Below are 9,538 nucleotides of genomic sequence, written 5' to 3' on the forward strand. Positions count from 1 at the left end.
TTTCAGAGCCATAAACGGCGCATAACCCCCGTTCAGAGGCCCTGCTCACCCTGCCGCGAACGCACGTCCGGCGCCATTCGGCCCGCCGCCGGATAACCTGACGATCGTGGACGATTCCGCGGCACCGCACCCCGAGCAGGACCCGAGGCCCGCCCGGACGGCGGCCCGCCAGGACCACGGCCCGACCGGCCCGGACTACCCCCAGCACTGGGAGGCCGACGTCCTGCTGCGCGACGGCGGCACGGCCCGGATCCGCCCGATCACCCCGGCGGACGCGGGCCGTCTGGTCGAGTTCTACGAACAGGTGTCGGACCAGTCCAAGTACTTCCGCTTCTTCGCGCCCTATCCCCGGCTCTCCGACAAGGACGTCCGGCGCTTCACCCACCACGACTTCGTCCACCGGGTCGGCCTCGCCGTCGTCGTCCGCGACCGCTTCATCGCCACCGTCCGCTACGACCGGATCGACGCCGACGGCCGCCCCTCGGAGACCGGCACCGACGCCGAGGTCGCCTTCCTGGTCCAGGACGCCCACCAGGGCCGGGGCGTCGCCTCCGCCCTGCTGGAGCACATCGCCGCGGTGGCCCAGGAACGCGGCATCCGCCGCTTCCAGGCCGAGGTGCTGCCGGAGAACCGCAAGATGGTGAAGGTCTTCACCGACGCCGGCTACGTCCAGCGCCGAAGCTTCGCCGACGGCGTGGTCCACCTGGAGTTCGACCTCGAACCCACCGCCGCCTCGCTCGCCGTCATGCGGGCCCGCGAGCACCGCGCCGAGGCCCGCTCCGTCCAGCGGTTGCTCACCCCGCGCTCGGTCGCCGTGATCGGCGCCTCCCGCAACCCGCAGACCGTCGGCCGGGCCCTGCTGCGCGACCTGCTCACCGGCTTCGCCGCCGCCGACCGCCCGGTGTACGCGGTGAACCGCAACGCCCCGCCCGGCACCGAGCTGGACGGCCTCCCGGTGCACCGCTCGGTCCTGGAGATCCCCGGCCCGGTCGACCTCGCGGTGATCGCCGTGCCCGCCTCCGCCGTGCCCAGGGCCGTCGCCGAGTGCGGCGCGCACGGCGTCCAGGGCCTGGTGGTGGTCACCGCCGGCTACGCCGAGACCGGTCCCGAGGGCCGCGACCGCCAGCGCGCCCTGGTCCGCCAGGCCCGGGCGGCCGGCATGCGGGTGATCGGCCCCAACGCCTTCGGCCTGATCTCCACCGACCCCGAGCACCCGCTGAACGCCTCGCTCGCCCCGGTGCTGCCCGCCCGGGGCGCCTTCGGCGTCTTCTGCCAGTCCGGCGCGATCGGCGTCGCCCTGCTGGAGGCCGGCCACCGGCGCGGCCTCGGGGTATCCTCCTTCGCCTCGGTCGGCAACCGGGCCGACGTCTCCGGCAACGACTTCCTCCAGTACTGGGCCGAGGACCCGGCCACCGAGGTCGTCCTGCTCTACCTGGAGTCCTTCGGCAATCCCCGCAAGTTCACCCGGATCGCCCGCCGGCTCGCCCAGGCCAAGCCGGTGGTCGTGGTCAAGGGCGCCCGCCACACCGGCAGCCTGCCGCCCGGCCATGCCGTCCCGGCCACCGCCAGCGGCCTGCGGGACGCCACCGTCGACGCCCTCTTCCAGCAGGCCGGCGTCACCCGGGTGGAGACCATCACCGAGCTGTACGACACCGGCGACCTGCTCGCCCACCAGCCGCTGCCGCCCGGCGACCGGGTCGCGGTGGTCGGCAACTCCGACTCCCTGGGCCTGCTCACCCACGACGCCTGCCTCTCCGCCGGCCTGCGCCCGCGCACCCCGGTCGACCTCACCACCGCCGCCACCGGCGAGAACTTCCGGATCGCCCTGGACACCGCGCTGACCGACCCCGGGGTGGACGCGGTGATCGCCGTCGCCATCCCGCCGATCGGCAGCCAGTCCTGGGGCCCCCGCCCGCCCGACCGCACGCCCGACTACCCGTCCGACCGCCCGGCAGACCACCCGACCGCACGCCCGGCCGCACGCCGGGCCGACCGCCCGACCGGCCCGGACGATCCCGAGCTCGGCTCCGACGATCCGGAGATCGCCGCCGCCCTGCTCGCCGCCGGCGAGCGCGCCCGGGCCGCCGGCAAGCCGCTGCTCCTCGCCCACCTGGCCCTCACCGACCTCCCGGACCGGCTGCGCCCCGGCGGCATCCCCGCCTACCCCGCCCCCGAGCGGGCGGTACGGGCCCTCGCGCACGCCGTCCACTACGCCGACTGGCGCCGCCGGATGGCCGAGGCCGAGGAGACCGCCAGGGTCCCCGAACTCGACCGGATCGACGAGGCGGGCGCCCGCGCCCTGGTCGACGCCGCGCTCTCCACCCGCCCCGCGGTCGCCGCCCGCACCCAGCCGGGCGGGGCGCGGATCACCCTGCCCGACCCCGAGGCGGCCGCCCTGCTGGCCCGCTACGGCATCGACGTCTCGCCGACCCTGCCCGCCCCCGACGAGGAGAGCGCGGTGCGCGCCGCCGCGACCCTCGGCTACCCGGTCGCGCTCAAGGCCACCGCCCCCCACCTGCGCCACCGCCCCGACCTCGGCAGCGTCCGGCTCGACCTGACCGGCGAGGCCGGGCTGCGCCACGCGCACCGCGAGCTGGACGAACTGCTCGGCGGAGCCGCCCAGGCCGCGCTGGTGGTCCAGCGGCTCGCCCCCCGCGGCGTGGACACCGTGATCGGCGCCACCGTGGACCCGGCGGTCGGCGCGATCCTCTCCTTCGGCCTGGCCGGCGCCCCCGCCGAACTGCTCGGTGACGTCGCCCACCGACTGGTTCCGGCCACCGACCAGGACGTCGCCTCACTTGTCCGCGAGGTCAGGGCGGCTCCGCTGCTGTTCGGCTGGCGGGGCGCCGAGGCGGTCGACACCGACGCCCTGGAGGAACTGCTGCTGCGGGTGTCCCGGCTGGTGGACGATCTGCCGGAGGTCGCCTCGGTGGACCTCGAACCGGTGGTCGTCGCCCCGCACGGACTGGCGATCCTGGGGGCGCGCGTACGCATCGCGCCCCTGCCGGTCCGCAGCGATCTGGGCCCGCGCGCCATGAGCACGCTGTAACCTTCCTTGGTTGCGTCCGGACCCGGGCGCCGTTGTCCGAAGCTCGGCGCCGTGCCGCCCGCTTCGTCGGCGGACCATGCCAGGATGGAGTTATGGCGAAGACCGGTACCACCACCACACAGGACCTGCGTTCGGCGATCGAGCGCAGCGGCTACTACCCGGCCCTGGTGTCCGAGGCGGTCGAGTCCGCGGTGGGTCCCGAGCTGATCAGCTCCTACCTGGTGCACCAGGAGACCACCTTCGACGCCAACGAGGTCCGCCGGCACGTCACCGTCCTGGTCCTGACCCCGACCCGCTTCGTGGTCAGCCACACCGACGAGCAGACCGGGGACGGGAGCAGCCCCGCCGTCCCGCTCGCCACCACCTCCACCGAGAGCGTCCGGCTGGACCGGATCAACTCCGTGGTGGTCAGCCGGATGGTCGCCAACCCGGAGACCTACACCCCGGGCACGCTGCCCCGCGAGGTCGTGCTGACCATCGGCTGGGGCGCCGTCCAGCGGCTCGACCTCGAACCGGCCGGCTGCTCCGACCCGGACTGCGAGGCGGACCACGGCTACACCGGCTCCGCCACCGCCGACGACCTGTCCCTGCGGGTCAGCGAGGCCGGCGACGGCCCGGAGACGGTCGCCCAGGCCCTGCTCTTCGCCCGCGCCCTCTCCGAGGCGACCGTCACCAGCGGCCCCCGGGTCTGAGCCCGCCCCGGAACGAACCGCGCAGCCCCGCACCCACCGCGCCGACCGGCGCCGCCCCGCACGGTCGCGCGCCGACCGCCGCCCCGCCGCCGTCCGGACAGCGCCCGCCACGGGGCCGGACCGCTCCGGCCAGCCAGGAAGCCACCCCCGCCACCATGCCCTACGCCCCCGACGGCCACGACGCCTTCGAGCTCCTCGACCCCGCCACCGCGCCCGCGCCGCCCTACGGCAGCGGCTCGCTCTGCGACCTGCTGCCCTCGGTGGCGGCCGGCCTCGGCGTGCCCGGCTTCACCGCCGCGCTGCCGCTCGCGCCCGCCGACCGCGCGGTGGTCTTCCTGGTCGACGGCCTCGGCTGGGAGCTCCTGCTGCGCCACCCCGAGTACGCGCCGTTCCTGTCCTCGCTGACCGCCGGTTCGCTCGGCGGCACCGGCCGGCCGCTGACCGCGGGCTTCCCGTCCACCACCGCCACCTCGCTGGCCTCGGTCGGCACCGGCACCCCGCCCGGTCTGCACGGCCTGGCCGGCTACACGGTGGCGGTGCCCGGCGCCGGGCACCTGATGAACCAGCTGCGCTGGCAGCCGCCGACCGACCCGGCCGTCTGGCAGCCGTACCCCACCGTCTTCGAGCAGGTGCACGCCGCCGGGGTGGCCACCGCCCAGGTGTCCTCCCCGCTGTTCGCCCAGACCCCGCTGACCCGGGTCGCGCTCTCCGGCGGCACCTTCCTCGGCCGCACCACCGGCGAGGAGCGGATGGACCGGGCCGCCGCCTGGCTGGCCGAGCACGACCGCGCGCTCGTCTACACGTACGTCAGCGAACTCGACGGCGCGGGCCACCGCTTCGGGGTGGACTCGGACGAGTGGCGGATGACGCTGGACGCGGTCGACCGGCTGGCCCGCCGGCTCGCCGAACAGCTGCCCCCGCGCTCGGTCATGTACGTCACCGCCGACCACGGCATGATCGACATCGGTCCCGAGGACCGGATCGACTTCGACGAGGACTGGGAGCTCGGCGCCGGTGTCGCCCTGCTCGGCGGCGAGGGCCGCGCCCGCCACGTCTACGCCGTCCCCGGCGCCGCCGCCGACGTCCACACCGTCTGGAGCGAGGTGCTCGGCGACCGGATGTGGGTGGCCACCAGGGACCAGGCGATCGAGGCCGGCTGGTTCGGCCCCGCCGTGGACGACCGGGTCTACCACCGGATCGGCGACGTGGTCGCCGCCGCCCGCGACGACATCGCCGTCGTCGCCTCCCGCAACGAGCCCGGCGAGTCCGCGATGATCGGCCTGCACGGCTCGATGACCCCGGTCGAGCAGTTCGTGCCGCTGCTCGAATTCCGCCGCTGAACTCCCCCGATGCGAAAGGCCCTTGCACCACCCATGGCTGAACTGGTGTTCTTCTCGGGGACGATGGACTGCGGGAAGTCGACCCTCGCGCTCCAGATGGACCACAACCACGCCGCCCGCGGCCGGCAGGGGGTCATCCTCACCCGCAACGACCGGGCCGGTGCGGCCACCATCTCCAGCCGGCTGGGCCTGCGCGCCGACGCGGTCGAGGTGGCCGACGAGTTCGACTTCCACGCCCATGTGGTGCAGCGGCTCTCGGCCGGCGGCCGGGTGGACTACCTGATCTGCGACGAGGCCCAGTTCTTCGACCCCGCGCAGATCGACCAGCTCGCCCGGGTGGTCGACGAACTCGACATCGACGTCTACACCTTCGGCATCACCACGGACTTCCGCACCCGGCTCTTCCCCGGCTCCCAGCGGCTGATCGAACTCGCCGACCGGGTCGAGGTGCTCCAGGTCGAGGCGCTCTGCTGGTGCGGCGCCCGGGCCACCCACAACGCCCGCACCGTCGGCGGGGTCATGGTGGTCGAGGGCGCGCAGGTCGTCATCGGCGACATCTCGGTCCGCGAGGACGAGGTCGGCTACGAGGTGCTCTGCCGCCGCCACCACCGCCGCCGACTGACCGCGGCCACCGCCCGCGCCGCCGTGCTCTCCCCGGACGTCCTCCCCTTCGAGGAGCAGCAGGCCTGAGCGGCGCTGTCAGCCCGCCCGCAGGACCGAGAAGTGCCCGCCGCGCGGGTCCGCCAACCGGGCCGCCCGGCCGCGCGGCGTCTCCTGCGGTGCCACCAGCACCCGGCCGCCCAGCTCGACCGCCCGCCGGGCCGTCAGGTCGACGTCGGACACCGCGAAGTGGGTGCGCCAGCGCGGCGGGTGGCCGCGCAGCTCGGCGCCGGGCCGGATCCCGGCCACCGGCCGGCCGCCGACCAGCAGTGCCGACCCGCCCTCGGCCGGGGCCTCGGCCACCGGCACCGCGAGCACCGCGCCGTAGAACGCGGCCGCGCCGTCCGCGTCCGGGGTGAGCAGTTCGGTCCAGGCCGGTCCGCCCGGCTCCGGCCCGCTCTCCCGGCCGATGTGCTCCTCGCCCTGCCAGAGACCGAAGACCGCGCCGGAGACGTCGGCCGCGATCGCCAGCCGCCCGGCCCGCTCGGCCTGGAGCGGTCCGACCGCGACCGTGCCGCCGCACTCCCGCACCAACTGGGTCGCGCGGTCCGCGCTGTCCACCGCGAAGTAGCTGGTCCACTGCACCGGGAAGCCGGCCACCGCGGACACCCCGAGCCCGGCCACCGGCTCCTCGCCGAGGCTGGCCCGGACGTACTCGCCGAGCTGCGCCGGTCCCGCGGCGAAGGTCCAGCCGAGCAGTTCGCCGTAGAAGGCCCGGGCCCCGGGCAGGTCGTCGGTCATCAGGCTGACCCAGCACGGGGTGCCCTGGGCCAGCCGGAGTGTCAGCGCGGGCATGACAGGTCTCCTCAACGGGCGGGAGGCGCACGAAACGGCGCAGTGAGGGTGATGCTTCCACCGTGGCGCTCGTCGAACCCTCGGGCCGCGCTGAGAATCCGGCAAAGAGCGCACAAAGAGCGCCGCCCTGCCGGGCGGGCCCGGCCCTGCGCCAGAATGACCGCCATGACCACCATTCACGATGACTCCCCGCTGGTGTCGGTGACCGGATTGCGGGAGGCGCTCGACTCCGGGCGCCCGCCGGTGCTGCTCGATGTGCGCTGGCAGCTCGGCGGTCCGCCCGGCCTCGAGGACTACACCGCCGGCCATCTGCCCGGCGCCCGCTTCGTCGCCCTCGACACCGACCTCGCCGCCCCGGCCGGCCCGCCCGGGCAGGGCGGCCGCCACCCGCTGCCCGACCCGGAGGAGTTCGGCGCCGCCCTGCGCCGCCTCGGCGTCTCGGCCGGGCGCCCGGTGGTGGTCTACGACGGCGCCACCTCGCTGGCCGCCGCCCGCGCCTGGTGGCTGCTGCGCTGGGCCGGCCACCCGGACGTCCGGGTGCTGGACGGCGGCTTCGCGGCCTGGCGGGAGGCCGGCCTGCCGGTCACCACCGAGGTGCCGCCGGCCGGGGACGGCGACTTCAAGCCGGTCCCGGGGCAGCTGCCGGTGGTCGACGCGGACGGCGCCGCCGCCTGGGCCCGGGAGGCGCTGCTGCTGGACGCCCGGGCGGGGGAGCGCTACCGGGGCGAGACCGAGCCGATCGACCCGCGCGCCGGCCACATCCCCGGCGCGGTCTCCGCGCCGACCACCGAGAACGTCGGCCCGGACGGCCGCTTCCGCCCGGCCGCCGAACTCGCCGCCCGGTTCCGGGAGCTGGGCGCGGGGGAGCGGGGCACCGCCGTGTACTGCGGCTCCGGGGTGACGGCCGCGCACCAGATCCTGGCGCTCGCGGTGGCCGGTCTGCCGGCCACCCTCTACCCGGGCTCGTGGAGCGAGTGGTCCAGTGACCCGACCCGCCCGGTCGCCGTCACCGGCCAAGCCGGCTGAGTCCACGGACGCCGAAGGCGCGGACGACCGTGGTCGTCCGCGCCTTCGTGCTGTTCCGCGGTCCTACTGTTCTGCGGTCCTGCCGTTCCGAGGCCCCGCGGTCCTGCTGTCCCGCGGTCCTACTCCTGCTTCTTGCGCCGGCTGCCGAAGACGATCTCGTCCCAGCTCGGCACGGTGGCCCGGCGCCCGGGCCGCACGCCGTCGGCCTCGGCCTGGCGGTCGGTGGTGCCGACCAGCCGCTCCCGGTGCGGTGCCACCGCCCGGGGCATCAGGATGTCCGCGTACGCCGAGCCGGCGCCGACCGCCGGGGCGGCGGCCGCGGGCTCCGCCTCCTCCTCGGCCACCTCGGCGGGTACCTGCTCGACCGGCGGCGGCGCGCCGACCGCGAGGTCGCCGCGGAAGGCGGGCACTACGTCCAGCAGGCTGGTCAGCGAGTCCCGGGACTCGGCCGTCGCCTCGCGGGACTCCCGTACCTCGCGGGCCGACATGATCCGGTCCGCCGAAGGCCGGTCGATCATCGGGCGCAGCGGCCGGTCGTGGGGGAGTCGGGCGATCCGCGGGATGAACGGGAAGACCGAGTCCTCCTCGCGCTCGACCGATTCGCCGATCAGCGCGCGGGCCTCGTCGTCGTTGGGCTGCACCAGCCGCCGGGGCGGGTCGTACGTCCAGGCCGCGCTGCGGCCCTCGCCGTCGGCCCGGTAGGAGAGGATGACCTCCCAGGTGCCGTCGTCGCGCCGCCAGGAGTCCCAGCGCTCGGTCTCCTTCTCGGCGCCGCGCAGCGCCAGCCGCTCGGACACCGCCTCGCCCAGCTGCGGCCCGGGGGCCTCGCCGTGCCGGCGGATCGCGGTCTTGCGGGCCCGCTCGGCCATGAAGGCGCGCTCGGCGAGCACCGGACCCTCGAAGCGGCGGACCCGGTCGACGGAGATGCCGGCGGCCTGTGCGACCTCCTCGGCGGAGGCACCGGCTCGTATCCGGGCCTGGATGTCGCGGGGGCGGAGGTGGCTCTCGACCTCGATCTCGATCTGGCCGAGGCGCGGCCGGTCACCACGGATGGCGGCCCGCAGCCGCTCGTCGATGGGGAGGGTGTATTCGGTGCTGTCGGCAGCCTTGAGCACCAGCCGTGTGCCGTCGTTGCTGACGGCCACAACCCGCAGTTCGGGCACGCTTACCTCCCGGGTGGTGCCTGCCGACGTCACCTGCGTCGCTGCTCCCGTACTGAGTGTGGCCTGCCCACTGGCGACTGGCCACAACCTTGCTGAGTTCCCCGGCGTGTCGGGCTTACGCCCGGCCACGCCGCTGTGGCACGGTTGCCTTTTTGCCACGTCATCCGTCGACGTCGCGCCTGGGTGTCCCGACCGTCCTCGCACGTGGAGTGACGCGACGATCCGGGACCGGTGTCGCCGTGCGCGCCTGCGCCACCACTCCTTGTCGAGCTGCCGGTTGATGGGCAGTCGACAAGTCGACCTGGGCTCAGGCTTTACGAACAGTACTCCATTCGTGGCATCCGAAGGGGCGGCTCGCCGCTCAAGTCTCCCGCGATTCACGGGAATCTCAAGAGCAGGCGTCCCCAATGGCCGAGGATCGACCGGCGGACGGTGATCATCTTCACATATATCTCTCGCGGAGAACCGCATTTTCGACCCTTGTGTCCTTCTTTGGGCAGGATGGAGTGACTTGTTCGAAGGACAGTCGTACTGACGCGAGGGATGTCGATGCCGGAGCAGAAGCCCGAACGGGGCGGAGCGGAGGAAGGTCGCAGGCGAATTGATCTGAGTGCCACTCAGGTCGCCGCCAGCGCGCTGGCCACCGTGGTGGGGGCGGTACTCGCGTCCGAACTCGGGGTGTACGGAACCATTCTCGGCGCGGCGGTGGTGAGTATCGGCGCGACCACCGGCGGGGCGCTGTTCCAGCACCTCTTCCGGCGCACCGGGGAACAGCTGCGCGGGGGGGGGGGCCCCCCCCCCCGGCCCGGGGGG

General features: G+C 75.0%; 7 protein-coding genes and 1 pseudogene. 6 read left to right on the forward strand and 2 right to left on the reverse strand.

The annotated features are described in order from the left end of the window. Positions 1-106: 106 nt before the first annotated feature. The 4 genes from SM793_RS17625 (at position 107) to SM793_RS17640 (ending at position 5,771) form a co-directional block, all read left to right on the forward strand. A complete protein-coding gene (locus tag SM793_RS17625) occupies positions 107-3,049 on the forward strand; it encodes a GNAT family N-acetyltransferase (RefSeq protein ID WP_413815980.1) in 2,943 nt (980 codons plus the stop codon). A gap of 92 nt (positions 3,050-3,141) precedes the next feature. After that, positions 3,142-3,741, forward strand: coding sequence for a DUF5998 family protein (locus SM793_RS17630; protein ID WP_320439140.1), 600 nt, complete (start codon positions 3,142-3,144; stop codon positions 3,739-3,741). Between the two features lie 155 nt (positions 3,742-3,896). Beyond that, on the forward strand, positions 3,897-5,081 hold the full coding sequence (locus SM793_RS17635) for an alkaline phosphatase family protein (RefSeq protein WP_320439141.1): 1,185 nt from the start codon (positions 3,897-3,899) through the stop codon (positions 5,079-5,081). A gap of 33 nt (positions 5,082-5,114) precedes the next feature. After that, positions 5,115-5,771, forward strand: coding sequence for a thymidine kinase (locus SM793_RS17640; RefSeq protein WP_320439142.1), 657 nt, complete (start codon positions 5,115-5,117; stop codon positions 5,769-5,771). Positions 5,772-5,780: 9 nt separating this feature from the next. On the opposite strand, the gene SM793_RS17645 is transcribed toward SM793_RS17640, so the two are convergent. Beyond that, positions 5,781-6,536, reverse strand: coding sequence for a VOC family protein (locus SM793_RS17645; RefSeq protein WP_320439143.1), 756 nt, complete (start codon positions 6,534-6,536; stop codon positions 5,781-5,783). A 165-nt stretch (positions 6,537-6,701) separates the two neighbouring features. Here SM793_RS17645 and SM793_RS17650 point away from each other — a divergent pair, with 165 nt between their 5' ends. Then, a complete protein-coding gene (locus SM793_RS17650) occupies positions 6,702-7,562 on the forward strand; it encodes a sulfurtransferase (protein WP_320439144.1) in 861 nt (286 codons plus the stop codon). A 119-nt stretch (positions 7,563-7,681) separates the two neighbouring features. On the opposite strand, the gene sepH is transcribed toward SM793_RS17650, so the two are convergent. Continuing rightward, a complete protein-coding gene (gene sepH, locus SM793_RS17655; RefSeq protein ID WP_320439145.1) occupies positions 7,682-8,758 on the reverse strand; it encodes a septation protein SepH in 1,077 nt (358 codons plus the stop codon). A gap of 516 nt (positions 8,759-9,274) precedes the next feature. Here sepH and SM793_RS17660 point away from each other — a divergent pair. Further along, positions 9,275-9,538 (forward strand): annotated as a pseudogene (locus SM793_RS17660) (hypothetical protein); the annotation flags it as partial.

It is taken from the genome of Kitasatospora purpeofusca (assembly GCF_034043715.1).
Classification (GTDB): Bacteria; Actinomycetota; Actinomycetes; order Streptomycetales; family Streptomycetaceae; genus Kitasatospora; species Kitasatospora purpeofusca_A.